A 25,033-nucleotide genomic window follows, 5' to 3' on the forward strand; every position below is an offset into this window, starting at 1 on the left:
CTCCTCGCGGGGGCCGGCGGCCCGGGTACGGCCGCGACACGACAAGGGTCGCCCCGGCTGTCCCGGCCGGGAACCGGCCCCGCGACGCCAAACCGCGGACCGGGCCTGGGCCCGGCGGGACGGTGCGCGATCCCGGCCCGCGATCCGCGCATGATCCGCCCCGCCCGGGGGTAGGCGGACCTGCTGCCGTGGTGAGGAGGCGCGAGATGCCGTGCTGCCGTACCGACCGGGCGTTGCGCCGGGAGAACGCGAACCTGCGGCGGCTGATCACTTTCTCCTCGGCCCTGACGGAGCTGGTCGACGTGGGCGAGATCGTCGACCGCGCCATGGCCGCGGTGGCCGCGCTGACCTCCTGCAGCCCGGTCGTGACGCTGCTCGACGCGGGCCGCGGGGGCGTGCGCTCCCCTGACGGGCGCCGCGTCGACCGGCCGGACCTGGCCGCTCGTCTGGCCGAGCTCGGCGACGCCGACGGCGACGTCGCGGCCCAGGCGGGCACCGGCTGGGCCAGGGCGTACGCGTTGCGTGCCAGAAACATTCACGAGGGGCACCTCGTGGTGGCCTGCGGCCACGCCCCACCCCGGGAACACCTCGTGGTGCTGCGGATCCTCGTGCAGCAGATGAACCACGCGCTCGGCACCGCCCGGTTGCGCGGGCGCGAGCACGCCGCCGCCAGCGAGCTGCGCCGGGCCAACGCGTCGCTGGCGGAGGCGAACGCCGGGCTCACCGCCGCCGTCGCCGATCTGCGCCGCCGTCGGGACGCTCATGAGCGGCTCGCCGCCGCGGTCGCCGCGGAGTCGGGGGAGGCGGGCATCGCGGCCGAGGTCCACCGGCTGACCGGCCTGCCCGTGGCCGTCGAGGACGCCGTCGGCGGGCTGCGGGCCTGGGCCGGGCCGGGGCGTCCCGAGCAGCCCTGCCGTGCCGAACGCCGACGGCGCGCCGCCCTCCTCGACGCGGCCTCCCGCAGCCCGACCCCGGTGCGCGACCGCGACCGCCTGGTGGCCGTGGCCCGGCCGCGCGACGAGGTGCTGGGCGTGCTCGCGCTGGTCGACCCCGACGGCGGCGCGGGGGAGTACGAGGCCTTCGTCCTGCAGCACGGCGCTCTCATGCTGACCGTCGAGCTCAGCCACCAGCGCAACCTGGTCGAGACCGAGCTGCGGCTGCGCCGCGACCTCGTCGACGACCTGCTCGCCGGGACCGACGACGCCGGTGCCCGGGCCCGGGCCGAGGCCCTGGGGCACGACCTCACCAGCCCGCACCGGGTGCTGGTGCTGCGCTGGCCGGCCGAGGAGGGCCTGGTCGGCGCCGTGGAGCAGGCCACCCGGGCCGCCCTCGGGGATACGGCCCTGCTCACCCGGCGCCCGGACGGCATCGTCCTGGTGGCACCCGAGCCCGAGGAGCCGAACGGGCGGTGTCCCTGGGAGGAGCTGCACCGGGCCGTGACCGACGGGCTGCCCGCAGGTTCCGGGAGCGGCGTAGGCGCGATCGGCGTCGGCGCGGTCTGCCGCGACCCGGCGGGACTCGCCCGCTCCTTCCTGGAGGCGCAGCGAGCGCTCACCGTGCGCCTCGGCTCCGGCCGGCCCAGCGGGGTGACCCGGTACGAGGACCTCGGCATCTATCGCGTCCTCACCGTCGACGGCGACGACGGCGAGGTGCGCGGGTACGTCCGGGAGTGGCTCGGCCCGCTGCTCGACTACGACTCCACGAACGGCGCCGAGCTGGTCCGCACCGTGTGGCAGTACCTCGAGCAGGGCGGAAACTACGACGCCACCGCCCGCGCGCTCCTGATCCACCGGAGCACGCTGCGCTACCGGCTCCGGCGGATCAGGGAGATCAGCGGGCTCGACCTGGGTGCCGTGGACACGCGGCTCAACCTGCACGTGGCCGCGCGGGCGTGGCACCTGCTCCACGGGGTCGTGTGAGTGGCCGGGAGGACCGCTCAGCCGCTGTCGGCGGTGGCGTCGTGCGCCGCGCCCACCCGCTTCGACTCCGGTGAGCCGCGCTCGCGCAGGAAGACCGCCAGCACGGCGAACGACCCGACGGCGAGCAGCTCGGACTGCCAGTTCTGCAGCGTGCGGTTCCAGAAGTCCGGCTCGACCAGGTAGCCGGCCCAGGACACGGTGTCCTGACGCTCCGCGAGCTGTTCGGCGTTGAACGCGGCCCACCCCGCGACGGACTGCGCGGTCCACGAGGCCAGGAACACGAGCCCGACGACCAGGCCGAGCGAGCGGGAGTACAGCCCGGTGCGCAGGCCGCCTGCCGCGGCCGCAGGGGGTGAGTCGTCCCGGGTGTGCCGGCCCACGGCCTGCTCCTCGTCCGACTCGCGGCCCGCGTCCCCGAGCGGCTTCGACTCCGGCGAGCCGCGCTGCAGCAGCCACACCGTCGCCATGGTGTAGAGGAAGAACTGCAGGTACTCGGACTGCCAGTTCTCGGCGACGTCCACCCCGAAGCTCGACGACGTCACGTACGTCCCGAAGCCGACGGCCTCGCCGCCCGAGCTCAGCTGCTGCTGGGTGAAGTCCGCGTACCCGACGACGGCCTGCCCGCCGAGCACGAGCAGGAACCCGAGGCCGAACGCGAGGCTCAGGGCGTTCTCCCGGAGGAAGCGCATCATCGGTGGAGCACCCCCGCGGCCGTGAACCAGGCCAGTCCGAGGGCGAGGAGCAGCAGGTAGGTCAGGAAGATCGCCCGGGTGCCGCTCATGGTCCCTCCAGGGTGCAGACGTAGGGCGCCTCGCCGCGCGGGACGCACCCGGCGGCGGCGACGCGCCAGCCGCCGGACGTCCGGGTGAGGAAGAGGGTGTCCGCGGTCGTCCGGACCTGCGCCCGGTCGGCCCACTCCTCGGCACCCACGACCGTGCCACCCGGCAGCGCGACGCGGGCCAGCGCCGTCTCGCACGGGCCGCCGCGCTGGTGCTCCAGGGTGTCGCGCGTCGCGGGCGCCAGCAGGTCGCACTCGGTCCGGACGTCGCCCGCCACCGACGCGCCGACGAACTCCCGGGCGACGGTCTCCGCGCCCGAGGACACCGTGCGGCACCCCATCAGGAGGAGCGGAGCCACGATCAGGGCCGGCACCGCCGCCGCGGCCCGGGGACCGACCCGCCCGGCACCCGCCGGCGAGCGAGACCTCATGGTCCGGTGTACCCGCGGGCGTGCCGTCCACACAGGAAGTCGCGAGCGGCCGACACCTACAGCGACATGCGGTGCCGCTCCCCGGTCGCCCACCCCTCGGCGAGCGGCACCGAGTACCAGATCTCCAGCGTGACCGAGGCGAAGAGCCACTCGCCGTCGACCCGGGCGTAGGTGTCGGCGAACCGGCCGGAGAACAGGAAGCTCGTGCCGTGGTAGATCGGGGTGGCGAACAGGTGGCTGGTGCCGGTGGCCGTGTCCCCGGCCGCCCCGTCCACCTCGACCGAGTGCCCGTGCACGAACTGCCGCACGAACGGCGCCCCCGCGTCGGCGGGGAGCAGCCGCGGGATCGCGGCGAAGAACTCCCCGACGGCCGCGCGGCCCGACGCGCGGCCCAGGTAGTCGTAGTCGAGCTCGGCGTCCTCGGTGAACAGCCCGCCGATCTCCGCCCACCGGTCCGTGTTGACGAAGTCGTGGAAGCTGTTGCGCAGCCGCCGGATCCGGTCCTGGGACTCCAGGACGTCGACCCTCCGCCGCAGGGCCGCGAGCTCCGCGACGAGGTCCGAGGCGACGTCGGGGGCGAGGTCGGAGCTCATCGGGCCCGGAAGGTGAGCGGCAGCGACTGCATCCCGTGCATCACGTAGCTGGGGTCGTAGCGCGGGACGAACCCGGGCTCGGCGAGCGCGATGTCGTCGAGCCGCTCGAGGAGCACCTCGAACCCGATCCGGGCCACCGCTCGGGCCAGCGGTGCGCCGATGCAGGAGTGCGGCCCGTGCCCGAACGCCTGGTGCGAGCGGAGCTTCTCCCGGTCGGCGTCGTACTCGTCCGGGCGGTCGAAGACCTCGGAGTCCCGGTTGCCCGAGGCGTAGACGACCCAGACGTGCGCGCCGGCCGGGATGGGGACCCCGCCCAGCTCGGTGTCGGCCGTCGCGACCCGGAACAGGCCCTGCACCGGCGACTCCAGCCGCAGGCCCTCCTCCAGGCACCGCGGAAGGTCCTCGGGGTGCTCCCGCACCCGCGTCATCAGCGCCGGGTCCTCGCAGAGCATCAGCATGAACGACGAGATCAGCTTGGTGGTGGTGTCCGCGCCGGCGCCGATGAGCTGGCTGAAGAACCCGACCATCTCGTTGGGCGTGAGCGGTGCGTCGCCCTCGTTGCGGGCCTGGACCACCGCGGTGATCAGGTCGTCCTTCGGGTGGAGCCGGCGGTCCTCGACCTCGTTCTCGAAGAACGTCCAGAACTCGATCTGCGTCTCCAGCGTGCCGAGCAGCTCCTCGTCCGTCATGGAGGTGCCGATCGTGGAGTTGATCGCGTCCGCCCAGCGCCGGAAGTCCCCGGAGCTCTCCACCGGCACGCCGAGCAGCGTGGCCAGCGCGTGGATCGGGGCGGGGGAGCAGAAGGCGGGGACGAGGTCGACCTGCCCGTCGCCGGCGAACCGGTCGACGAGGGCGTGGCACATCTGCCGGATCTGCGGCTCGATGCGGGCCACGGACCGCGGGGTGAGCGCCTTGTTGAGGATCCGCCGGTGCCGGCTGTGGTGCGGCGGGTCCTGGGTGAACAGGACGTCGCCGCGGCTCATGACCACCCGGACCCGCTCGGCGAACTCCGGCGTCACGTCCGTCATCGCCCGGGTGATCGCCGCGATCGCGCCGGACACCGTGGGCCCCATGGGGTTCTGGCTCGAGAACAGCCGGGGCCGGGTGTTGACCTTCTCGATGTCCGCGTGCCGGGTCACCACGTAGATGTCGTACTCCGGGTCGTGGAAGACCGGGGCGGTGCGCCGCAGCTCCGCGTAGTGCGGGTACGGGCAGCGCATCGCCTCCTGGTCCTGGTCGAAGACGGGCTTTGTGGGTCGGTTCTCCGTGGTGGTCATGCGCGTCCCCCGACTGCGGTGGTGGTCCTACTTGGCTCCCTGACCCGCGTCGACACGCAGGACGTGGCCGGTGATCTGGTCGGCGTTGTCCGACGCGAGGAAGAGCACCGCGTCGGTGATGTGCTGCACCTCGGTGCGCCACTTGGCGCCGGGCATGTTGCCCGCGGCGGAGAACATCTCGTACGCGTCGTCCGGCGTCATGTCGACCTCGCCCGCGAGCCCGAGCACCATGCCGGACCCCTGGCCCTCGCCCGGCCGGATGGTGGCCGGCGCGATGCAGTTGACGTTGATCCCGAACTCGGCGAGCTCGAAGGCCCACGCCGAGGTCAGGCCCTCGATCGCGTGCTTGGCCGCGACGTAGTGCGAGAGCTGGGCGTGCCCGGACCCGGTGACGCCCGACGAGATGTTGACGATCTTGCCGGCGCCCCGGCCGATCATGTTCGGGACCACGTACTTCGCCACGTACATGTGGCCCTTGACGATGGTGTCGATCACGGCGTCCAGGACGTGCGAGCGCATGCCCTGGATCGAGTCGAGCGCCGCGACGCCGGCGTTGCACACCAGGACGTCGATGCGGCCGTCGAAGAAGTCCAGCGCCTTCGCGACGGCGGCCTCGACCTGGGACTCGTCGCGGATGTCGCAGGGCAGCGGGATGATCCGCCGGTCCTTCTCCTCGATCGCCCGCACGGTGTCGTCGAGCATCTGCGTCGTGGCCAGCGGGTAGATGTCGGTGATCGGCTCGGTGATGTCGAGGGCGGCGATGTCGGCGCCGGCGTCGGCGAAGGCCTTGGCGTGGCTGAAGCCCTGCCCCTTCGCCGCTCCGGTGATCAGCACGTTCTTGCCCTCGAGCCCGCGCAGGACTGCGGCCATGGGGTCCTCCTCAGGTGACGGGTCGTCAGGGGGTGACGACGGGGGCGGGCTGCGAGCCCGACGGCGCGGGTCCGGCGTCGTCGGGAGCGAGGGCGCCGCCGCCGTGGAGGTGCCGCGACGCGGCCTCGCCCGCGCCGCCGTTCGCCGCCGCCCACCGGACGGAGTCGACGATCATGTCGTAGCCGGTGCAGCGGCAGAGGTTCCCCTCGATGCCCTCGCGAATCTCGGTGTCGTCGGGTGCGGAGTTCTCGAGCAGCAGCCCGGTGGCGGCCATGACCATGCCGGGGGTGCAGTAGCCGCACTGCAGGCCGTGGCACTGCCGGAAGCCCTCCTGCACCGGGGACAGCTCACGGTCGCCGGCGAGGCCCTCGACGGTGAGGACGTCCGCGCCGTCGGCGGCCACCGCCAGCACGGTGCAGGACTTCACCGTCCTCCCGTCGAGCATCACCGTGCAGGCCCCGCAGTTGGAGGTGTCGCAGCCGACGTGGGTGCCGGTGAGCCCGCGCGTCTCGCGCAGGTAGTGCACCAGCAGCAGGCGGGACTCGATCTCGTCCTCGCCCGCGGTGCCGTTGACCGTGATCCGGACCTTGTGGTGGGACATCTCAGCTTCCGTTCTGCTGGAGGACCCGCCAGACCTTCTGGGGGGTGCACGGCATCTCGACGTCCCGGACGCCGAGGTGGGACAGCGCGTCGACCACCGCGTTGACCACGGCCTGCGGCGCGGCGGTCGCCCCCGACTCGCCGAGCCCCTTCGCCCCGAGCGGGTTGAAGCTCGTCTTCGTCACGAGGTGGTCGGTCTCGTAGTGGGGGAGGTCGACGGCGCTGGGCAGCGTGTAGTCGACGAGCGTGCCGGCCAGCGGCTGGCCGTCCGGGCCGTAGGAGACCTCCTCGAGCAGGGCCTGGGCGATGCCCTGCGCGACGCCGCCGTGGATCTGCCCCTTGGCCATCAGCGGGTTGATCACCGTGCCGCAGTCGTCGACGGCGACGTACCGGGCGATCCGCACCTTGCCGGTGTCGCGGTCGATCTCGACCACGCAGCAGTGGGCGCCGGACGGGTAGGAGAGGTTCTGCGGCTCGTGGAAGGCCGTCTCGTCGAGGCCGAGGTCGAAGCCGTCGGGCAGCAGGTGGGGCTTGAACGCCCGCACCGCGACCTCGCCCATACCCACCGACTTGCCGGGGGCGCCCTTGACCCGGAACGTCCCGTCGACCAGCTCGATGTCGGACTCGTCCGCCTCGAGCATGTGCGCGGCGATCCGCGCCGCCTTGTCCCGCACTTTGATCGCGGCCTTCATCACCGCGGAGCCGCCGACGGGCACGCCGCGGCTGCCCATCGTGCCGATGCCCTCCTGCACGGTGGCCGTGTCGCCGTGGATCAGGGTGATCCGGTCGAAGTCGATCTGCAGCTCGTCCGCGACGATCTGTGCGAAGGCGGTCTGGTGGCCCTGCCCGTGCGGGCTGGTGCCGACCTTGATCACCGCGGACCCGTCGACGTTGAGCCGGACGTTGGCCGACTCCCAGCCGCCGACGTAGCCGAACTGCTCGAACAGCGGGGTGGGGCCGAAGCCGCCCATCTCGACGAAGGTGGAGAACCCGATGCCGAGCAGCGGCGCCGAGGGGTCGTCCCGCCGGACGGCCTGCTCCTTGCGCAGCTGCGGGTAGTCGACGTGCTCGAGCACCTTGTCGAGCGCGCCGGGGAAGTTCGCCTCGTCGTAGACGATGCCCTCGAACTGGGTGGCGAACGGCATCTCGCCGGGCTGGACGAAGTTGCGCCGCCGCACGTCGAGCGGGTCCAGCCCGAGCTCGGCGGCGACGTGGTCGACCACCCGCTCGATCATGAACGACGCCTCGGGGCGGCCGGCGCCGCGGTACGAGCCGACCGGGGTGGTGTTGGTGACGACCGAACGGAAGCTCGGCGCGATGACGGGGATCTTGTAGCAGCCGCCGGACATGAACGAGGTGAGCGTGGGCAGCCCGATGCCGGTCGCGTCGGGCCAGCCGCCGCAGTCCTGGGTGATCCGCACGCGCAGGGCGAGCAGCCGGCCCTCGTCGTCGAAGCCGACCTCGACGTCGTGCTCCTGGGCCCGGCCGTGGACCATCGAGGTGAGGTTCTCGCTGCGGGTCTCGACGTACTTGACCGGGCGCCGCAGCCGCCGCGACAGCTCCGCGGTGAGGATGAACTCGGGGTAGCAGGAGGCCTTGGCGCCGAAGCCGCCGCCGACGTCCGGCGCGACGACCCGGACCTCCTGCTGGGAGAGCCCGAACATCTGCGCCATCTCGTTGCGCATGTGGTGCGGGGTCTGCGTGGTGGCGTAGATCGTGAGGCCGGAGCTCTGCCAGTCCGACAGGCACACGGTCGGCTCCATCGGCACCGCGGCGCAGCGCTGGTTGCGCAGGTGGATCGCGAGCCGGTGCGGGGCCGCGGCGAGCTCCTCCTCGGCGTCCGTGGCCGAGAGGACCTGCTCCAGCACCACGTTGGAAGCCGTGCCCTCGATGATCGGCACGGCGTCCTCGGCGGTCGCGGCCGCGATCGACGCCATCACCGGCAGCTCCTCGTACTCGACGAGGACCGCCTCGGCGGCGTCGGCGGCGAGGTAGCGGTCCGTCGCGACGACGACCGCGACGCACTCGCCGACGAAGTGCACGCGGTCCTTGGCCAGGCACGGCCGCTCCATGCCGGGCACGGAGCGGTTCGGCGGCAGGCCCTCCAGGTCGGCGTTCGTCCACACGCCGAGCACACCGGGCATGCCCGCCGCCTCGGTGGTGTCGACCGAGAGGATCCGCGCGTGCGCGAGGTAGGAGCGCACGAAGGCCATGTGCACCGTGCCGGGGAGCCGGACGTCGTCGACGTACGTGCCGCGCCCGGTGAGCAGGGCCGGATCCTCCTTGCGGACCACCGCCGCGCCGACCATCGAGCCCATGATCCGGACCTCCTCGTCCTGTGCCTACCGGCCGTGCGGTGGGTGGCCGGGAGCATGTGCCCCCGGTCACGATCGACCGACGCTAGGAACCTAACGTCGGGTGCCCGCCGTCGCAAGGGGATCGGCACGCCGGCCATCCGCCGTCGTCCAGCAGGTGGACACCCGTGACGAGCCGCGCCATGCCCGCCCCGAGCCGGATGCCGCGCCCGTGACCAGCGCTCGCACCATCGCGACTCTCCTGTGGTCGTCAGCAGGCTAACGCCGCTCGGACCGGTCGAGGCATCTCGCTTCGGCCGCGGTGGCGCCGTGCGGTCGGGTCGAAGGTGACCCGGCTCTGCCCGAGCAGGTGGTGGGTGCGGCGACGCAGTACAGGGCCATCACGTCGGCGATGGCGGCCCGGTCCTCGATCCTCACGCGCCCTCCCGGAGCCGGGGCAGGATCTCCCTGCCGAACGTCGCGAGCCGCTCCCGCTGCACCTCCAGCGGCTCGGGGAACAGCAGCCGCAGGACGAGGTGCACGTCCGGCCAGCCGCGCAGCGCCGCGAGCACGCCGCGCAGACCGGCCACGACGGCGCCGGCGTCGCCCGAGACCTGCACGTACGCGTCCACGTCCGCCCCGACGGCGACCGAGCGCGAGTACACCGCGCGCCCGGCCTGGATCGCCTCGTAGGCCCGTTGCTGGATCGCGAAGGCCGCGCGGGCCGAGTCGGCGCCACCGCCGGGGGCGTCCAGCACGCAGGCCACGGTGACGGCCCGGGTGAACCCGGGGCGCGGGCTCCCGAGCTGCGCGGACGCGGCATCGACGATGGCCGGTTCGCCCCGTCCGACGAGGTGCCCGTCGGCGATCCGGCCCGCCCGGTCCACTGCGGCGGCCGCGTACCCGCCGAGCCAGATCGGGATCCGACGCCCGGGGGCCGGGGTGACGCGGACGTCCTGCAGGCCGAGGACGGGGCAGGAGAACGGCTCGCCGGTCCACGCCTGCCGCAGCGCGCCGACCAGGGCCTCCAGCCGCGCGCCGCGGGTCGCCGGGTCCACGCCGAACGCCCGGTACTCGTGGGCGGCGTACCCGAGGCCCAGCCCGAGGACGAGCCGTCCGCCGCTGAGCAGGTCGACCACGGCGGCGTCCTCGGCGAGGCGCAGCGGGTGGTGCAGCGGGGCGAGGACCACGCCGGTGCCGAGCGTGATCCGGCTGGTCACGGGGGCGAGCGCGGCCAGCACCGTGAGCGGGGAGGGGAGGTAGCCGTCGGGCAGGCCGTGGTGCTCGGTGACCCAGAAGGTGTCGAAGCCGGCCCGCTCGGCCGCCACCGCGAGCTCGGCGACCTCGCCGTAGCTCTGCCGGGCGTCGGCGCCCTGGCCGCTCCACAGCCCGACGCCGACCTTCGGCGTCATCCCAGCACGTCCCCGAGCCGCTCCCGCCAGACCTGCAGGTCCACGTAGTCCCGGAAGGCCGTGATGAGCCCGGTGGCCGGGTCGACCTCCACCACGCCGTTGCACTCGATGGCGTACTCGCGGCCGTCGATGCGGAACCGGTCCACCCGCTCCAGCCAGGCCCGGTGCTCGGCGTAGCTCGCCGTGACGATCTCCCACTCCACGTACTCGGACCGGTCGAGGATCGGGGCGAGCAGCCGCCGCACCCCCTCCGGCCCGCGGACCGGCGGATGGGGCATGTTCGCGTAGGTGGCGTCCGGGGCGAAGCAGGCCGCGGCCGCCTCGGCGTCGCCCGCCCCCACCGCGGCGAGGAACCTCTCGACGACCGCCCGCGCGCTCATCCCTCGAAGACCACCGGGTACGACGCGAAGTGGTCCCGCGCCGAGTGCGGGTCCCGCTGCGGGGCGGCGTCCGGATCCGGCCGTCCGCCCGCCGCGAGCAGCGCCTCCAGCATGAGGGTGACGGTGCCGAGCACCCGCTCGGACTCGCTCACCGGATGACCCTCGGGCGCGGGCACGCCGCCGGCCAGCTCCGTGCCGATGCAGGCGTGCATGCCGCCGCCGAAGGCGTGGCCCCATCGCGGCACGTCCGCGGGCACCTCGCGCAGCGGGTCGTAGACCTCGGGCCGGTCGAAGACCTCCGGGTCCCGGTTGGCCGCCGCGATGTCGAGGACCACGAACGAGCCCTCCGGGATCTCGGTCCCGCCCCGCAGGCTGATCGGGGCGAGCGCCCTGCGCTGCGCGACGGGGCTGGCCGGGTGCAGCCGCAGGGTCTCGTAGACGCAGCGCTGCAGCAGCGCCGGGTCGTGCCGGGCCTTGTCCGCCGCAGCCGGCTCCCGCTTCGCCCAGGCGAAGAAGTCGTCCGCGGCGTGCGTGAACGCGTCGGCGGTCGAGTGCGAGCCCGCCTGCAGGTAGAAGGCGCACTCGCGGCGCACGACGTCCCGGTCGATCCCCAGCTCGTCCTGGTTGCGCAGCAGCGCGGTGAGCACGTCCCGGGGCAGGTCGTCCTCGGTGATCTCCCCTGCGGCGAGCTGCGCGAGCAGGGCCTCGCGTCGCGCGATCGAGGGCTGCAGGAAGAGCGTGTCGAACTCCTCGAGCGCCGCTGCGACCTCGCCCCGGACCTCCTCGGGATCGCGCGTGGTGTGCACGATCGTGGCGCCCTCGGAGAACTTCTTGGCGAAGCGGTACAGCGCGTCGACCGCGGTGTCGATCGACTCGGCGCTGCCCGTGGGCTTGTCCAGCCCGGCCACCATCGCGGTGAGGTTCATGATCGTGCGGTAGCCGAGCTCCAGCAGGTCGGCGCGGCCCGCGGCGGCGAACGGGGCCAGGGTGTCCGTGACGACGTCCCGCAGGAACGCCCGCTCCCAGTAGCGGAACGTGCCGCGGCGGAACAGGCGGTTCTCCACCCGGCGACGCCTGCGGTGGTCCGCGCCGTGCAGCACGAGGAGGCTGTCCGCCATGACCACGCCGCCCGCGTCGTACAGGGCCTGCTCGAGATCGTGCTGACGGTAGGCCTCGCGGACCTCGGCGTAGCCGTCGAGGGTGATCGTCTGCATCGGCGTTCCCCGGTTCACCTCGGCGTGATAGTCCTAACGACGCTAGCACCGGAGTCGTCCGGGTTCGAGGGGGTCCGACGCGGAGTTCGGTCCGTTGACGAGGGAGCCGGTCACCTCCGTGACCCGACAGCGAGACCGGCGTCGTTAGGGGCTTGACGCCGCCCGGGCCACACGTCAGGGTCGGACCGTCCCCGGGGACCTCGTGAAAGGCGGCACCGTGGCCGGACCCGTACGCACCACCGCCACGCCGATCGTCCTGAGTACGTTCGCCGACGCGCACGACGCCTACCGCAGCAAGGACCTCCGCCAGGCGCTGTACGACGCCGGCGAGGTCGTCATGTCCGGGGTGCTGGTCAACCTGCACGGGCAGGAGCACCGCGACCGGCGCCGCGTGGAGAACCGGATGTTCCGCCGGGAGGTGTTCGAGCGCTACGAGCGCGAGCTGTTCCCGCGGGTCACCGACGGGACCCTGGCCCGGTACGAGGCCGCGGGCGGGGTCGACCTCGTGCACCTCGGGCACGAGCTGATGCTCAACCTGGCCGCGCTCACCGCGGGGATCGACCGGCCGCTGGGCACCCCGGAGGAGACCGGGCGGCTCTACGACTACAACGCCCGCTTCATCGAGGGCGCCACGATGGTCCACGCGACCGGGGACCGGGAGGCGCTGCGCACCGCCGTCGCGCAGGCCCTGGAGGACTGGGACGCCGAGTTCCTCGCCCCCTCCGCCGCCCGGCGCCGCGACCTGCTGGCGCGCGAGGCCGCCGGCGAGGAGGTCGACGTCCCGCGGGACGTCCTGACCACCCTGCTGCGCCACGCGGACGAGCTCGACCTGCCGTGGGAGGTCATCCGCCGCGAGGTCGCGTTCTTCCTGCTCGCTGGCGCGCACACCAGCGCCACCGCCTTCGTGCGGACGATCGACCATCTCCTCGGCTGGCTCGAGGAGCATCCCGAGGACGCCGGAGCGGCGCGGACCGACGCGTTGTTCGTGCAGCGCGCGGTGCACGAGACCGTGCGGCTCAACCCGTCCAGCCCTACGGGTATGCGCCGGGCGCTCGCGCCCGTGACCCTGCGATCCGGCGTCGAGATCCCGGAGGGCGCCACGGTCGTCATCGACCTGCAGGCCCTCAACCGGGACCCGGAGCTCTTCGGCCCCGACGCCGCCGAGTTCCGCCCGCACCGCACCCCGCCGCCCGGGGTGGCGCCGTTCGGGCTGAGCTTCGCCGCGGGCATGCACGTCTGCATCGGGCAGGACCTGGCCGCGGGCGTGGTGGCGCGGCCGGGCACGGACCCGGACGAGCACCTGTTCGGCCTGGTCACCGGCGCGGTGCAGCGGATGTTCCGGGCCGGGGTGCGCCGCGACCCCGAGCACCCGCCGCAGCGCGACACCGCCACCGCACGGCCCTACTGGGGCACCTATCCCGTCCTGCTGGGGGAAGGCACATGAGCTACCGGATCGACGTCGACCGCGACGTGTGCATGAGCTCGGGGAAGTGCGTGGCCGAGGCCCCCGACCTCTTCCGGTTCGACGACGAGGAGATCGCCACGCCGGTGCCCGGCGCCCCCGAACCGGGCGACGCGCGGGCGCTCGACCTCGCCCGGGCCTGTCCGTCGGGGGCGCTGGTGGTCCACGACGCCGACACCGGCGAGGAGATCGACATCTTCTGAGGGAGCCCTGCTGATGGATCTGGGCATCGAGGGGAAGCGCGCCGCCGTCGCGGCCGGGACCGCCGGGCTGGGCTACGCGAGCGCGGCCGCGCTGGTGGCGGAGGGCGCCCGGGTCACGATCTGCGGGTCGGACGCCGGACGCGCCGAGGCCGCGGCGCGGGCTCTGGGCGGCGGGACCGAGTGGCGGGTCGCGGACCTGTCCGGGCCGGAGGGCGCGGAGCAGTTCGTCCGCGAGGCCGGCGACCCGGACATCCTGGTGGTGAACGGGCCGGGGCCGGTGCCGGGGACCGCGCTGGCGGCCACGCTCGAGGACTACCGGTCCGGGGTGGAGCGCAGCCTGCTGGCCGTGATCGCCATGTGCGGGGCCGCGGTGCCGGGTATGCGGGAGCGGGGCTGGGGACGCGTCGTGGCGATCACCTCGCTGGGGGTGCGGCAGCCGTACCCGAACCTCGCGCCGTCCAACGCCGCGCGGGCGGGCGCTACCGGCTTCCTCCGCACGTTGGCGCGGGAGGTCGCGGCCGACGGCGTCACGGTCAACTCCGTGCTCCCGGGCCTGCACGAGACCGCCCGGGTCCGCTCGGTCTACGGCGAGGACGGCTCGCCCGCGCTCGCCGACGCACTCGCCACGATCCCGGCGGCCCGGCTGGGCCGCCCGGCCGAGCTGGGCGCCGTCGTCGCCTTCCTCTGCTCGGTGCACGCGGGCTACCTCACGGGCGCCGCGGTGCCGCTCGACGGCGGGGCGTACCAGGCGTTGCTCTGACCACCGGGACCGTGCCCGGCGACGCGGTCCTGGCCACCACCCTCGCCGCCGTGTTCTTCCCCGCGGCCGACCCGACGACGGGGCTGCTGTCCTCGCTCGCCGTGTTCGCCGTGGCCTTCTTCGCGCGGCCCCTCGGCGGGTTCGTGTGGGGCGCGCTCGGCGACCGGATCGGCCGCAAGCGCACGCTCGCGCTCACCGTCCTGCTCATGTCCGTCGCGACCACGCTGATGGGCGTGCTGCCGGGGTACGCGACGATCGGCGTCGCGGCCCCGATCCTGCTGATCGCGCTGCGGTTCCTGCAGGGCGTCTCCGCCGGCGGCGAGATCTCCGGGGCGGTGTCGTTCATCGCCGAGCACTCGCCGTTGCACCGCCGCGGCCTGTACGTCGGGCTGATCTCTGTCGGCTCGGTGGTCGGCACCCTGCTGGGCAGCCTGTTCCCGGGGATCCTGCTGCTGGTCCTGTCCACCGAGCAGATGCAGGCCTGGGGCTGGCGGCTGCCGCTGCTCGTCGCGCTGCCCATGGGTGTCATCGGGCTCTACATCCGGCGCCGGCTCGACGAGACGCCGCACTTCCTCGCGCTGAAGGAGGAGCGGGCGCGCGAGGCCAACCCGATCGGGGCCGCGCTGACCGGCCGGGAGAACGTCCGGCTGCTGGTGAAGTCGTTCTTGCTGATCGCGGTGAACGCGTCGTCGTTCTACATGATCGTCGGTTACCTGCCGAGCTTCGCGTCGAAGAGCCTGCAGCTCACCGGGTTCCAGGCCTTCGCGCCGTCCGTGATCGCACTGGCCGCGTGCCTGCTCGCCGAGGTGCTCGGGTCCTGGTGGTCGGACCGCGTCGGCCGGCGGCCGGTGCTGCTGATCAGCGGCGTCGGGCTGCTCGTGCTGTCCTGGCCGGCGTTCCTGCTGATCACGTCCGGTTCGTTCGGGCTGATCTCGGTCGGGCTCGTGGTGTTCGGCTTCCTGGCGGGCGGCTACGCGGCCGTCACCAACTCGACGCTCACCGAGATGTTCCCGACGAAGGTCCGCGTGACCGGCCACGGCATCACCTACAACCTGTCCGTGGCGCTGTTCGGCGGATCGGCCCCGTACCTGCTGACCTGGCTCGGCGGGGTCACGGGCAGCACCATGGTCGGCGCGGTCTACGTGATGGTCCTGGCCCTGGTCTCGCTGCCGGCGGTGCTGGCGGTCCGGGAGACCGCCGGCCGCCCGCTGCGCACCGTCTAGAACCGACCGGAGCCGACTGGAGCCGACTCGAGCCGGAGCAGGCGGGCGGCGTTGCGGGTGAGCGTCTGCGCGAGGGCTCCGGCGGGGTGGTCGTCCCCGCCGGAGTCCCAGCCCGCGAAGTTGGTGCCGAGGACGAGGCGGTCGATGCCCGCGTGGGCCACGAGGAGCTCGAGTGACAGTTCGTCGTGCACGTGGGTGTCGAACCAGATCCGCCGGTAGTAGTGGTCGAACCCGTTGTCCCGCAGCGCCTGGCTGACCCAGGCCCGCTTCGCGACGGCCCGGGCGAAGCGCCCGGACAGGAACGCCGCGGCGCCCCCGCCGTGGGACACGCACGCGTCGAGCCCCGGGTGCCGCTCCAGCACCCCGCCGAACACCAGCGCCGCCACGGCGAGGGTCTCGTCGTAGGCGAAGCCGAGCATGAGGTCGAGATCGAACCGGCGCAGCCGTGGGTCGTCCGCGGGCCCGTTCGTACCCAGCGGCGACGGGTGGACGAACAGCGGGACGTCGAGGTCCACCAGGGCCTCGTACAACGGGTCCAGTGCCGGGTCGTCGAGCGTCCGGCCCGCCGGGTCGGTGTCGATGTAGACCCCGGACATCCCCAGGTCCCGCACGGCGCGCCGGGCCTCCGCCACCGCCGCGGCGACGTCCTGCACCGGCAGCTGCGCGGTCGCGAGCAACCGCCCCGGGTGCTTGCCGACGAGCTCGGCCAGGGCGTCGTTGTGCGCGCGGGCGTACGCCGCCGCGTCGGCGGCGGGCAGGCCGTCGAAGTAGGTGATCGGGTTGGGGGACAGGACCTGCAGGTCGATCCCGGCGGCGTCCATGGCCGCCAGCCGCACGTCGACGTCCATGAACGGGCTGCCCACGTACTTCACGCCGTGCAGCCGGTAGTCGCCGACGCGGTAGAAGGGCGTGCCGTCCGGGGCGGTGCCCAGCTCCGGTCCTGCCGGCCCCGCCGCGCCCTCCGTCATGGCGAGCACGGCGTGGGCGTGGACGTCGATCACGCGGGTCCCGTCGACCGGCTCAGACATGCGACATCCGCTCGAGCTGCTCCTCGGTGAGGGCCAGCGAGCGGGTCAGCGGGCAGGCGGCGAGGAACCGCACCTGGTCGGACGAGCGGGGCTTGTGCTCCGGGATCGGCGCGGTCAGGTCGATCCGCCTCCCGTCCTTGACGACCTCGTGGATCCGGGTCCTGTCCTGCAGGATCCGCACGTCGGCGAGCGGGTCGCCGTCGATCACCAGGACGTCCGCGATCTTGCCCTTCTCGAGCGTCCCGACGTCGTCCATCCGCATCGCGAAGGCGCCGTTGCGGGTGGCGGCCACGATCGCCTCCATCGGCGACATGCCCATGTACTCCACGAACATCTCGAGCTCGCGGGCGTGCCACTCGCCGACCGGGGTGACCGCGAAGCCCGTCTCCGAGCCGGTCAGGAACGTGACGCCCGCGGCGTGCGCCTTGGTGAGCTGCCGGGCCGTCACCTCGATCTCGGCCCGGAACACGTCCAGCAGCTCCGGCGCGGTGCCGACCTTCTCGCCGTAGTCGGCGAGGTTGCCGAGCAGGGTGAAGGTGGGGCACATGGCCGAGCCCGCCTCGACGACGGCCTCGATCGCCTCGTCGTCCAGGTAGGAGGCGTGGTAGATCAGGTCGACGCCCGCCCGCGCCGCGTCCCGGGTGGAGTCCGAGTTCCGGCAGTGCGCCACGACCTTGGTGTTCAGCTCGTGCGCGGTGTCGCAGACGGTCCGCAGCTCGTCGAGGTTCCAGACCTTGACCTCCGGCCCCTTCATCGACGGGATCAGCCCGGTGACCATGATCTTGATCCAGTCGACGCCGTACTTGATCTGGCGGCGGATCTCGTTGATCATCACGTCCCGCCCGGTGACGACGGTGGCGTAACCGGTACGGCCCTCGTCCTTGATCATCCGGCCGGCGGTGCCGCCCAGCATGGTCATCAGCGCCTGGCCGCCCGCGCGCATCCGCGGGCCCTCGACGATCCCGGCCTCGATGGCGTCCCGCAGCTCGCAGCCGATGTTCCACAGGCAGTCCGCGTCGAGCACGCTCGTCACGCCCGCCCGCAGCACCTTGCGCGCGTTGTAGGCGGAGAGCATCGAGCTGTAGGCCTCGGTGCGGTGGTGGAAGAGCTCGTCGTTGCCGGTGGGCTCGCCGAACGTGAGATGGGTGTGCGCGTCGATCAGGCCGGGCATGACGGTCTTGCCGGTGGCGTCGACCCGCTCGTCGACGCCGCTCGCCTCGGCCTCCGCCAGTGCCTGCGCGCCGAGGGCCGTGACCCGGCCCTCCCGGATCAGGACCGCCTCGTCCGGCCGGGCCGCCGTGCCGGTGCCGTCGACGAGCGTGCCGCCGCTGATCAGGATGCTGCCGCCCACGGGGCCTCCCGGAACGTCGTCGTGTGGGGGACGTCCCGCACCATACGCCGTCAGAAGCATGACGACTACGCGCTCGGGGGCGCTTCCGGCCCGGAAACGTGGACGTGCGGGCCGCCCGGGGGCTAGCGTCGTCAGAGAACCAACGCCGCATCGACGCCGCGCGCGGCCCGGGCGGACGTCCGACGAGGGGAAGTGTGCCGTGACGCGTGGATGGGCCGTGGTCACCGGGGCCGGCAACGGGATCGGTGCCGTCATCACCCGGCACGCCGTCAAGGAGGGGTACCGGGTCGCGGCCTGGGACGTCGACGCCGCCGGCCTCGACGCGCTGGCCGCCGAACTGGGCTCGGCCTGCGTGCCGACGGTCGTCGACGTCGCGGACGAGGACTCGGTCGCCGCGGCCGTCGCCGCGCTGCCGGAGGCGCCGTCGCTGCTCGTGAACAACGCCGGCATCGCCCGCTTCGGCCCGCTGCTCACGCTGCCGGCCGCGGAGTGGCGGGCGGCGGTGGACGTGAACCTGACCGGCACCTTCCTGGTCGGCCGGGCGGTGGCCGCGCGGATGATCGAGGCCGGCGGCGGCGCGATCGTGAACATGGCCTCGATCAACGGCATCGCGGCGGCGCCCAACGCCGGCGCCTACACGGCGTCGAAGGCCGGGATCGTGAAGCTCACCGAGCACATGGCGCTCGAGTGGTCGGGCCAGGGGGTCCGGGTCAACTGCGTGGCGCCCGGCCTGATCAACGCCGGGATGTCCGACGCCATCTACGCCGACGAGGAGGTCCGGCGGCTGCGTCAGGCGCGGGTGCCGCTGGGCCGGCTCGGCACGGCCGACGACGTGGCCGACGCCGTGCTGTTCCTCGGTTCGCCCAAGGCCGGCTACATCTCCGGGCAGACGCTCGCCGTGGACGGCGGCATCACCAAGACGGCGCTCGCGTCCATGCCGCGGCCGAAGTCGGTGGACTCGGTGGGCGTGGACGACGACGCCGCGGCCCCCGAGGATTAGCAGCACATCATGGTCGCGGGGCAGTCCCGGGCCGCACGGTCCGGATGGGACGATGGCCACATGTCCCAGCAGAGCGTGGTCGAGGAGCTGCAGCGCCTCGGGATGTCCGGCTACGAGGCGAAGGCCTATGTCGCCCTCGTCGCGGCGGGGACCCCGCTGAACGGCTACGAGGTCGCCAAGCGCTCCGGCGTCCCACGCTCCACGGTGTACGAGACGCTCGCGAAGCTGGTCGCACGGGGTGCGGCGTACGAGGTGCGGGCGGGGGAGGGCGTCGGCTACATCTCGCTGCCGCCGTCCGCGCTGCTGGACCGCCTGCGCCGCGAGTTCGACCAGTCGATCGACGCCCTGAGCTCTGCCCTCCCGCAGGTCGCTGCCCCGTCGCAGGTGCGGTTGGTGCACAACCTGTCCGACCGGGAGTCTCTGCTCGCCCGGGCGGAGGACGTCGTGGCCGCGGCCCGCACCGACCTGTTCCTCTCCGGCTGGCCCGCCGAGATCGCGCCGCTGAAGAGCACGGTGCGCCGGGCGGACGCCGAGGGCGTCGAGGTCACCGTGGTGGCCTTCGGCGAGGACCCCGAGCCCGTCGGCACGACCTACCCGCACCGGTTCTCCTCGCCCGAGGTGGTCCTGGAGAACCTCGGCTGCCGGCTGCTGGTGGTCGCCGCGGACCGCGAGCAGGCGGTGATCGGCGGGGTCGTCGACGGGGACGCGTGGGGGGTCTACACCGACGACCCGGCCGTGGTGCTGGTGGCCGTCGAGTACGTGCGGCACGACATCGCCATGCACCTGATCGCGGAGAAGTTCGCGCCGGAGGACTTCGAGACCTTCTGGAAGTCCGATCCCGCGCTGCGCAAGCTGCGCGCCGACCACGGCATCCCGGCGGCCCTGCTGGCCCGCGGGCCGGGCGGGGCGTCGGCCCCGCCGCGCCGGGGGCGCCGCGCCTGATCCCGTGATCGTCTAGGGCGTCACCAGGACCTTCACGGCGTCCTCCGGGTGCTCGATCGCGTCCCCGAACGGCTCGACGAGGGCGGCCTCGACGGCGGTCAGGCCGTCGGCGCCGTGGAGCTGCCTCGCGGGGACGACGAGCCGGTCGGCCAGGCCGCCCGGCAGCGCCACCCCGAGCGCGCGGAAGGCGGTGCAGGCCGGCCAGGCGCCACGCGTGCAGGGCCGGCAGCGCCCGCAGGGGATCGCGGGATCGACGGCGACGGTCTGCCCGACCCGCAACGGGCCGTCGTAGCCGCGGGGGAGCGCGGCGAGCGTGCCGCCGACCTCGTGGCCCTGGCGGAGCGGGAAGCCGGTGTCGTGCCGCTCGCCGAGGAACATGTGCAGGTCCGTGCCGCACAGCCCCACCGCGCCCACGTCGACGACGGCGTCGCCCGGCCCGGGATCGGGGTCGGGCACCTGCTCGACCGCGATCGAGCCAAGGGCGGTGGTCACGGCGGCGCGCATCGGCGGGCCTCCTCGGGAGTGTGCGGCGCGGGGCGGTGGCTACGCGTTCGTGACGCCCAGGCTCAGGCCGCCGTCGATGGTGAGCACCGCGCCCGTGGCCCACTCCGCGGCGAGCAGGTACTCGACCGCCTCGGCGACCTCGTCCGTGGTGCCCGGGCGGCCGAGGGCGTGGGCAGGGCCGAGGGATTCCATGCGTTCGGCGGCCTGGGCGTCGTCGAACAGGCCGGCGCGCTGGTTGATCTCGGTGAGCACCCCGCCCGGCCGCACGCACCCGACCCGGACGCCCTGCGGCCCCAGCTCCGCGGCGAGCACACCGGTCAACGTCTCCAGCGCCCCCTTGGTGGCGGCGTAGGGGGAGGCGCCGGGGAAGGCGCGCTGGGTGTGCACGGACCCGAAGAACACGATCGCGCCGCGGGACTCCCGCAGGTGCGGCAGGGCGAGCCCGGTGAGCAGCATCGGGCCGATCGTGTTGGAGGCGAAGACGGCGTGCAGCTCCTCCTCGGTGAGCTCCTCGAGCGCGCCGCGGTACATGTTGCCGGCGCCGTGCACCACGGCGTCGAGCCCGCCGCCGTGCGCCACCGCCGCGGCCACCATGGCTGCCCGGTCGGCCGCCACGGTGACGTCGCCGACGACCCCGTGCGCGCCGGCGGCGGCCGCGACCGCCTCGACCTTGGCGGCGCGGCGCCCGGAGAGCGTGACCCGCGCGCCGGCCTTGGCCAGCCGGTGCACCACGGCCTCGCCGATACCGGAACCACCCCCGGTGACCAGCACGGACATGCCGTCGATCGGGCGACCCACGTCAGCTCCCTCCGGTGACGACCGCGGACGCGGCCTTGCGCAGCAGCACCGCGCGGTCGAGCGGCGCGTGCTCGGCCGCGAGGACGTCGGACTGCACCTCGACGGCGAGCGGCACTCCCGCCGGCAGGGCGGCGAGGAACCCCGCCAGGTCCAGCACGCCCTCGCCGGGCGGCACCCGGTCGTGCCGCGCCTCGTGGGCGAGCAGCTCCGTGCCGCCGGGGTGCGCCGCCGGCCCGACGTCCGTCAGCTGGGCGTAGCCGACGAGCCCGGCCGGCCACGGCGCGTCGAGGGGTTCGCGCATGCGGTGCAGGTGCAGCGCGTCGGGCAGCACGACGGTGCCCGGTACGGCGCGGGCGATCCGCTCGGCGGCCGCCCGCGAGCGGACGGCGGTGAAGGCCATGGGCTCCAGGGCGATCCGGGTGGCGGAGCCGGCCAGGACCTCGGCGAGCGCGGCGACCGACGCCGTGGTCCGGGCCTCGTCGGGGTCCTCGGAGACGGTCAGCAGGAAGGCCGCGTCGAGGACGGCCGCGGTGTCGGCGAGCCGGCGGTCCGCGTCCGTGACGCCGGCGGGGCCGAGCCGCACGACCTCGACGTCGAGCAGCCGGACGCCGGTGCGTCGCACCGCGTCGGCGACCGCGGGCGCCTGGGCGCGGGGATCGGTGAACCGCACGCCTGCCAGCGGGAACCCGGCCTCGGCGGCGCACCGGACCACGCCGTCGGGCGTGAGCTCGAGGACGCTGCCCGCCGAGAGGGACAGCGCCGAGAGGGAAAGCGCCGGGAGGGACGGCGCCGGGAGGGACGGCGCCGGGAGGGACGGTGTCGGGAGGGACGGCGCGGCAGACGGCTCGGCGGGCTCAGCCACGGGTGGTCCAGCGCAGGGCGCGGCGCACGATCTCCCGGTGCGCGGGGACCTCGTAGGAGGGCGGGTGGTGGCCGAGGGCGTCGTAGACGACCCGCCCGCCGCCGTGCTCGCGGGCCCACAACAGCGGCCGCGGCGGCCCGTCCGTGCCCGGCGTGGCCGCGTGCAGCAGGCCGGTGACCTGCCGGGTGCGCAGGTCGCCGTACACCTCGTCGACGATCGCGAAGTCGTCGACGCCCGCGACGAGCGGGTGCTCCGCCGCGACCGTGACGGCGACCTCGGGACCGAGCGGCGGGTGGTGCGAGTGCCCCCACTCCCAGTGGCCGCCCAGCGCGTCCCCCCACTCCGGCCAGTCGTCGAAGCAGATGGCGGCGGTGTGCATCCCGAGGACACCACCGCCCGCGGCGAGGTGCGCCGCCAGGGCCTCCCGGGCCGCGGGGGAGGGGCTCGCGCCCTCCTCGGCGGCGCGGTCCCGGTAGCGGTCCGGGGTCCCGGGGCCGGTCATCGACCACCGCAGGGCGTTCACGACGAACAGGGCCGCGCCGGGCAGCGCCTCCAGGGCCGAGTCGACGCCGGCCGTGCCGGTGTGGATCTCGACGGCGAACCCGGCCTCGTCGAGCAGGGTCTCCAGGCAGGCGGTGGTGGCCGGGAAGTCGTGGGTGAGCCCGCCGGACAGCACCACCGCGCGCACGGTCCACCTCCACGACGTCGTCGGCCCGTCGTCACAAGGCTGACGACTACTGCGACCCTAGCGGGGCGACGGCCCCGGATCCAGCGCGGCGGCGCTCTCCCCGGGGCGTGCCCGGGTACCGGCTCAGGGTCCGCCCGGCCCTGCCGGGAGGGCCGGTGGTCCCTGTCGTCGGCCTGCCGCGTCGGTCAGGCTTCCGCCGTCTGCCGCAGCGGTGGCGGGAGGAGGTCCGATGCACGAGGTGTCCGAGCCGGTACGTCCGAGCAGGGTCGGGGCCGAGCGGGCCGCCCTGCTCGTGCGGCTCTGCCTGGACCTGGACCGGCGGGGCGCCCCGCCGGCCACCCGGCTGGCCGCCCTCGACCAGGCGCGGGCGGCCGTCGCGACGGTGCCGGCCGGGCGGATCCGGGACCGGCTGGCCACGGTGTGCGACATCCTCACGGACCTGAACCGCGACGACACGGCCGAGGCGGTGCGGGCGGCGATCGTCCGGGCCCGGGCGGCGCTCGGCCAGCCCGCCGCGGGCTGACCGCCGTCAGCCGACCCGGGGGTCCTCCGGCCGGTCGAGGTCGAACACGCTCGACCCGATGCCGCGGGCCACGCGGTCGAGGCGGTCCGCCTGGGCCAGCAGCTTGGCGCGGTGCACCGACGAGGTGACGCTGCCCGCGAGGCCGGTGAGGTCCGTGGCCACGGCGAGGAGCTCGGTGATGACCGAGGTGTTGAGGTCGTCGGCGATCCGGTCGCGGTCGTCGAGCCTGCGACGCAGCTCCTGCTCCACCCGCACACGGGCGTAGGCGGCGACGAGGCCGGCGTGCCCGGCCAGCGAGGCGACGGCGTCGAGGTCCTCCCGCCGGTAGGGCTCGCGGCCGCGGCGCCGGCACACCGCGAGCGCGCCCCGCGGGGCGCCGGCCGCGGCCAGCGGCGCCACCAGCGCGGGACCGACGTCGAGCCGCTCCAGCGGGACACCGACGAGCCGCGGGTCCGCCGCGGCGTCGGAGCTCGCCACCACCCTCCCGGCCATCAACGCCCGGCCCGCCGCGCTGTCCCGGGCCCGCAGGCGGGTGTTCTCGACCTCGGTGAGGGAGTCGCCCTCGGCCACCGCCACCAGGAACTCGCCGGCCCCCTCGGCCGGCACCAGCAGGGCCGCGCCGTCGCTGTCGCTGAGGTCGCGCAGCGTCGCGACCAACCCCTCCAGCACCTCCGCGGGCTCCTCGCCGGCGAGCAGGTCCGTCGCGACCTGCGTCGACGCCGCCTGCCAGGCCTGCCGGCGCCGGGTCTCGGCGAACAGCATGGCGTTCTCGATCGCCACCGCGGCCGAGGTCGCCAGGGCCTGGACCAGCTCCTCGTCGTCCGCGCTGAAGCCGCCGCCGGACTGCCGGTCGGTGAGGTAGAGGTTGCCGAACACCTCGCTGCGGACGCGGATCGGCACGCCGAGGAAGCTGGTCATCGGCGGATGACCGGGCGGGAACCCGGCGAAGCGCGGGTCGTCGTGCAGGGCCGCGAGCCGGATGGGGTGCGGGTCCTCGATGAGCGCGCCGAGCAGGCCCTCGCCGCGCGGGGGCCGGCCGATCGCCCGGACCGCCTCGTCGTCCATGCCCTCGTGCAGGAACTCGACGAGGTGGCCGTCGGCGCCGAGCACGCCGAGCGCCGCGTAGCGGGCGCCGACCAGCGCGCGGGCCTCGGTGACGACGCGCCGTAGGACGACCGGTAGCTCGAGGTCCGCGCCGACCGCGCGGTGGGCGCGCAGCAGGCCGCGCAGCCTGCCCTGGCTCGCCATGACCTCCTCGGCGCGCTCGACGATCTGCTCGAGGAGCTGGTCGAGCTCGAGCCGGGGCACGTCGATGAAGCCCAGGTCGGCATCCGGGTCGTCATCGCCCGGCCCCCCCAGGCCGTTGCCGTTCTGCGGCCGCACCTGCACCACCGGCCGTCACCACCCGTTCGCTCGAGGGGCTCCCACCGACCGCTCGGGGGGCACGGCCCGGGCGGCGAGACGTCCCACTATGGGCCCGGTGGCGGGCGCTGTCCAGGAGTCCGACCGGCGCGGCGCCGGGCTCAGGACCAGCGGTCGGCCTCCCACGCGTCGTCACGGTGGGTGTCGGCGTACCGGTACTCGCCGTCCGAGTCGTCCCCCGAGTCGTCCCACGTGTCGTCCCACGTGTCGTCCCACCGGTCGTGCCGGTCCCGGTCCCAGGTCCGGTGCCGGGTGTCGACCTCGGTGCCCGGATCGTCCGCATCGGCGCCGGGAGCGGGTCCGGGGGCGTCGGCGGGCGGGCACGGCGGCGGCTGCGGGACGCCCCGGGAGGCGGCGTGCGCGGAGGCCCGCAGGACCCTCGTGGCCTGGGCCTGCGCGCCTGCCGCGGCCTCGGCCAGCACCGGGACCGTCACGGGCGGCGCGGGCAGCACTGTCGCGTCCCGGATGCCGGCCGACGCCGGCTCCGCCGCCCCCGCGG

25 protein-coding genes and 1 pseudogene are annotated in these 25,033 nt (G+C 74.4%); 8 read left to right on the forward strand and 18 right to left on the reverse strand.

What is annotated here, in order from left to right:
• Positions 1 to 206 precede the first annotated feature (206 nt).
• Entirely contained in the window at positions 207 to 1,919 is a 1,713-nt protein-coding gene (locus AB0B41_RS25915) for a helix-turn-helix domain-containing protein (protein WP_358207710.1), read from the forward strand.
• A gap of 17 nt (positions 1,920 to 1,936) precedes the next feature.
• Here the strand turns inward: AB0B41_RS25915 and AB0B41_RS25920 are convergent, their stop codons facing one another.
• The 10 genes from AB0B41_RS25920 to AB0B41_RS25965 all read right to left on the reverse strand — a co-directional run bounded on the left by AB0B41_RS25920 (position 1,937) and on the right by AB0B41_RS25965 (position 11,768).
• Entirely contained in the window at positions 1,937 to 2,611 is a 675-nt protein-coding gene (locus tag AB0B41_RS25920; protein WP_358207712.1) for a DUF6766 family protein, read from the reverse strand.
• Positions 2,612 to 2,696: 85 nt separating this feature from the next.
• Positions 2,697 to 3,056, reverse strand: a complete 360-nt coding sequence (locus AB0B41_RS25925; protein WP_358207714.1) for a hypothetical protein — start codon at positions 3,054 to 3,056, stop codon at positions 2,697 to 2,699.
• Positions 3,057 to 3,184: 128 nt separating this feature from the next.
• Entirely contained in the window at positions 3,185 to 3,721 is a 537-nt protein-coding gene (locus AB0B41_RS25930; RefSeq protein ID WP_358207717.1) for a nuclear transport factor 2 family protein, read from the reverse strand.
• Entirely contained in the window at positions 3,718 to 4,998 is a 1,281-nt protein-coding gene (locus tag AB0B41_RS25935) for a cytochrome P450 (RefSeq protein WP_358207719.1), read from the reverse strand. The genes AB0B41_RS25930 and AB0B41_RS25935 overlap by 4 nt, the downstream gene beginning before the upstream one ends.
• Before the next feature lie 27 nt (positions 4,999 to 5,025).
• On the reverse strand, positions 5,026 to 5,868 hold the full coding sequence (locus AB0B41_RS25940; RefSeq protein WP_358207721.1) for an SDR family NAD(P)-dependent oxidoreductase: 843 nt from the start codon (positions 5,866 to 5,868) through the stop codon (positions 5,026 to 5,028).
• A 25-nt stretch (positions 5,869 to 5,893) separates the two neighbouring features.
• A complete protein-coding gene (locus tag AB0B41_RS25945; protein ID WP_358207723.1) occupies positions 5,894 to 6,469 on the reverse strand; it encodes a (2Fe-2S)-binding protein in 576 nt (191 codons plus the stop codon).
• Position 6,470: 1 nt separating this feature from the next.
• Positions 6,471 to 8,786: a xanthine dehydrogenase family protein molybdopterin-binding subunit gene (locus tag AB0B41_RS25950; RefSeq protein ID WP_358207725.1), complete on the reverse strand. Its 2,316-nt coding sequence runs from the start codon at positions 8,784 to 8,786 to the stop codon at positions 6,471 to 6,473.
• A 410-nt stretch (positions 8,787 to 9,196) separates the two neighbouring features.
• The gene (locus AB0B41_RS25955; RefSeq protein WP_358207727.1) at positions 9,197 to 10,174 is read right to left on the reverse strand and encodes an LLM class flavin-dependent oxidoreductase; all 978 of its coding nucleotides are present in this window, start codon (positions 10,172 to 10,174) and stop codon (positions 9,197 to 9,199) included.
• Positions 10,171 to 10,554, reverse strand: coding sequence for a limonene-1,2-epoxide hydrolase family protein (locus tag AB0B41_RS25960; protein ID WP_358207729.1), 384 nt, complete (start codon positions 10,552 to 10,554; stop codon positions 10,171 to 10,173). Before AB0B41_RS25960 ends, AB0B41_RS25955 begins: the two co-directional genes overlap by 4 nt.
• Positions 10,551 to 11,768 carry a cytochrome P450 gene (locus AB0B41_RS25965; protein WP_358207731.1) on the reverse strand — a complete coding sequence of 406 codons (1,218 nt, stop codon included), beginning with the start codon at positions 11,766 to 11,768 and terminating at the stop codon, positions 10,551 to 10,553. The genes AB0B41_RS25960 and AB0B41_RS25965 overlap by 4 nt, the downstream gene beginning before the upstream one ends.
• A 217-nt stretch (positions 11,769 to 11,985) precedes the next feature.
• Here AB0B41_RS25965 and AB0B41_RS25970 point away from each other — a divergent pair, with 217 nt between their 5' ends.
• The 4 genes from AB0B41_RS25970 to AB0B41_RS25985 are packed head-to-tail and all read left to right on the forward strand — an operon-like array spanning position 11,986 to position 15,416.
• Entirely contained in the window at positions 11,986 to 13,212 is a 1,227-nt protein-coding gene (locus tag AB0B41_RS25970; protein ID WP_358207733.1) for a cytochrome P450, read from the forward strand.
• The gene (locus AB0B41_RS25975) at positions 13,209 to 13,433 is read left to right on the forward strand and encodes a (4Fe-4S)-binding protein (protein ID WP_358207735.1); all 225 of its coding nucleotides are present in this window, start codon (positions 13,209 to 13,211) and stop codon (positions 13,431 to 13,433) included. The genes AB0B41_RS25970 and AB0B41_RS25975 overlap by 4 nt, the downstream gene beginning before the upstream one ends.
• A 13-nt stretch (positions 13,434 to 13,446) precedes the next feature.
• Positions 13,447 to 14,193: an SDR family oxidoreductase gene (locus AB0B41_RS25980; protein WP_358207737.1), complete on the forward strand. Its 747-nt coding sequence runs from the start codon at positions 13,447 to 13,449 to the stop codon at positions 14,191 to 14,193.
• Positions 14,194 to 14,204: 11 nt separating this feature from the next.
• The gene (locus tag AB0B41_RS25985; RefSeq protein WP_358207739.1) at positions 14,205 to 15,416 is read left to right on the forward strand and encodes an MFS transporter; all 1,212 of its coding nucleotides are present in this window, start codon (positions 14,205 to 14,207) and stop codon (positions 15,414 to 15,416) included.
• Here AB0B41_RS25985 and AB0B41_RS25990 read toward each other — a convergent pair.
• Positions 15,413 to 16,444, reverse strand: a complete 1,032-nt coding sequence (locus AB0B41_RS25990; protein WP_358207741.1) for an amidohydrolase family protein — start codon at positions 16,442 to 16,444, stop codon at positions 15,413 to 15,415. The genes AB0B41_RS25985 and AB0B41_RS25990 overlap by 4 nt on opposite strands.
• Positions 16,437 to 17,795, reverse strand: a complete 1,359-nt coding sequence (locus AB0B41_RS25995; protein WP_358207743.1) for an amidohydrolase family protein — start codon at positions 17,793 to 17,795, stop codon at positions 16,437 to 16,439. The genes AB0B41_RS25990 and AB0B41_RS25995 overlap by 8 nt, the downstream gene beginning before the upstream one ends.
• Before the next feature lie 199 nt (positions 17,796 to 17,994).
• Between AB0B41_RS25995 and AB0B41_RS26000 the strand changes: the two genes are divergently transcribed.
• Together AB0B41_RS26000 and AB0B41_RS26005 are read left to right on the forward strand one after the other, a co-directional pair.
• Entirely contained in the window at positions 17,995 to 18,795 is an 801-nt protein-coding gene (locus tag AB0B41_RS26000) for an SDR family NAD(P)-dependent oxidoreductase (RefSeq protein WP_358207745.1), read from the forward strand.
• Positions 18,796 to 18,855: 60 nt separating this feature from the next.
• Entirely contained in the window at positions 18,856 to 19,737 is an 882-nt protein-coding gene (locus AB0B41_RS26005; protein ID WP_358207747.1) for a helix-turn-helix domain-containing protein, read from the forward strand.
• 12 nt (positions 19,738 to 19,749) lie between these two features.
• On the opposite strand, the gene AB0B41_RS26010 is transcribed toward AB0B41_RS26005, so the two are convergent.
• Genes AB0B41_RS26010 through AB0B41_RS26025 form a run of 4 tightly spaced genes read right to left on the reverse strand, consistent with a single transcriptional unit; the run spans position 19,750 to position 22,589 of the window.
• Entirely contained in the window at positions 19,750 to 20,241 is a 492-nt protein-coding gene (locus AB0B41_RS26010) for an alcohol dehydrogenase catalytic domain-containing protein (protein ID WP_358207749.1), read from the reverse strand.
• 39 nt (positions 20,242 to 20,280) lie between these two features.
• Positions 20,281 to 21,039 carry an SDR family oxidoreductase gene (locus AB0B41_RS26015; RefSeq protein ID WP_358207751.1) on the reverse strand — a complete coding sequence of 253 codons (759 nt, stop codon included), beginning with the start codon at positions 21,037 to 21,039 and terminating at the stop codon, positions 20,281 to 20,283.
• Between the two features lies 1 nt (position 21,040).
• Entirely contained in the window at positions 21,041 to 21,901 is an 861-nt protein-coding gene (locus AB0B41_RS26020; RefSeq protein ID WP_358207753.1) for a TIM barrel protein, read from the reverse strand.
• On the reverse strand, positions 21,894 to 22,589 hold the full coding sequence (locus AB0B41_RS26025) for a ThuA domain-containing protein (RefSeq protein ID WP_358207755.1): 696 nt from the start codon (positions 22,587 to 22,589) through the stop codon (positions 21,894 to 21,896). The genes AB0B41_RS26020 and AB0B41_RS26025 overlap by 8 nt, the downstream gene beginning before the upstream one ends.
• Before the next feature lie 229 nt (positions 22,590 to 22,818).
• Here AB0B41_RS26025 and AB0B41_RS26030 point away from each other — a divergent pair, with 229 nt between their 5' ends.
• The gene (locus AB0B41_RS26030) at positions 22,819 to 23,112 is read left to right on the forward strand and encodes a hypothetical protein (RefSeq protein WP_358207757.1); all 294 of its coding nucleotides are present in this window, start codon (positions 22,819 to 22,821) and stop codon (positions 23,110 to 23,112) included.
• A gap of 6 nt (positions 23,113 to 23,118) precedes the next feature.
• On the opposite strand, the gene AB0B41_RS26035 is transcribed toward AB0B41_RS26030, so the two are convergent.
• On the reverse strand, positions 23,119 to 24,504 hold the full coding sequence (locus tag AB0B41_RS26035; protein WP_358207759.1) for a GAF domain-containing protein: 1,386 nt from the start codon (positions 24,502 to 24,504) through the stop codon (positions 23,119 to 23,121).
• 131 nt (positions 24,505 to 24,635) lie between these two features.
• Positions 24,636 to 25,033, reverse strand: a pseudogene (locus AB0B41_RS26040) (hypothetical protein); the annotation flags it as partial.

This window comes from Pseudonocardia sp. NPDC049154 (assembly GCF_040648315.1).
GTDB lineage: Bacteria > Actinomycetota > Actinomycetes > Mycobacteriales > Pseudonocardiaceae > Pseudonocardia.

Excerpts from the sequence above, each read along its gene's own strand:
- AB0B41_RS26005 (WP_358207747.1), top strand. The coding sequence starts at position 18,856 with ATGTCCCAGCAGAGCGTGGTCGAGGAGCTGCAGCGCCTCGGGATGTCC.
- AB0B41_RS25935 (WP_358207719.1), bottom strand. The coding sequence starts at position 4,998 with ATGACCACCACGGAGAACCGACCCACAAAGCCCGTCTTCGACCAGGAC.
- AB0B41_RS25955 (WP_358207727.1), bottom strand. The coding sequence starts at position 10,174 with ATGACGCCGAAGGTCGGCGTCGGGCTGTGGAGCGGCCAGGGCGCCGAC.
- AB0B41_RS25945 (WP_358207723.1), bottom strand. The coding sequence starts at position 6,469 with ATGTCCCACCACAAGGTCCGGATCACGGTCAACGGCACCGCGGGCGAG.
- AB0B41_RS25920 (WP_358207712.1), bottom strand. The coding sequence starts at position 2,611 with ATGATGCGCTTCCTCCGGGAGAACGCCCTGAGCCTCGCGTTCGGCCTC.
- AB0B41_RS25965 (WP_358207731.1), bottom strand. The coding sequence starts at position 11,768 with ATGCAGACGATCACCCTCGACGGCTACGCCGAGGTCCGCGAGGCCTAC.
- AB0B41_RS25950 (WP_358207725.1), bottom strand. The coding sequence starts at position 8,786 with ATGGGCTCGATGGTCGGCGCGGCGGTGGTCCGCAAGGAGGATCCGGCC.
- AB0B41_RS25960 (WP_358207729.1), bottom strand. The coding sequence starts at position 10,554 with ATGAGCGCGCGGGCGGTCGTCGAGAGGTTCCTCGCCGCGGTGGGGGCG.
- AB0B41_RS25975 (WP_358207735.1), top strand. The coding sequence starts at position 13,209 with ATGAGCTACCGGATCGACGTCGACCGCGACGTGTGCATGAGCTCGGGG.
- AB0B41_RS26030 (WP_358207757.1), top strand. The coding sequence starts at position 22,819 with ATGCACGAGGTGTCCGAGCCGGTACGTCCGAGCAGGGTCGGGGCCGAG.
- AB0B41_RS25915 (WP_358207710.1), top strand. The coding sequence starts at position 207 with ATGCCGTGCTGCCGTACCGACCGGGCGTTGCGCCGGGAGAACGCGAAC.
- AB0B41_RS26010 (WP_358207749.1), bottom strand. The coding sequence starts at position 20,241 with ATGCGCGCCGCCGTGACCACCGCCCTTGGCTCGATCGCGGTCGAGCAG.
- AB0B41_RS25980 (WP_358207737.1), top strand. The coding sequence starts at position 13,447 with ATGGATCTGGGCATCGAGGGGAAGCGCGCCGCCGTCGCGGCCGGGACC.
- AB0B41_RS25990 (WP_358207741.1), bottom strand. The coding sequence starts at position 16,444 with ATGTCTGAGCCGGTCGACGGGACCCGCGTGATCGACGTCCACGCCCAC.
- AB0B41_RS25930 (WP_358207717.1), bottom strand. The coding sequence starts at position 3,721 with ATGAGCTCCGACCTCGCCCCCGACGTCGCCTCGGACCTCGTCGCGGAG.
- AB0B41_RS25940 (WP_358207721.1), bottom strand. The coding sequence starts at position 5,868 with ATGGCCGCAGTCCTGCGCGGGCTCGAGGGCAAGAACGTGCTGATCACC.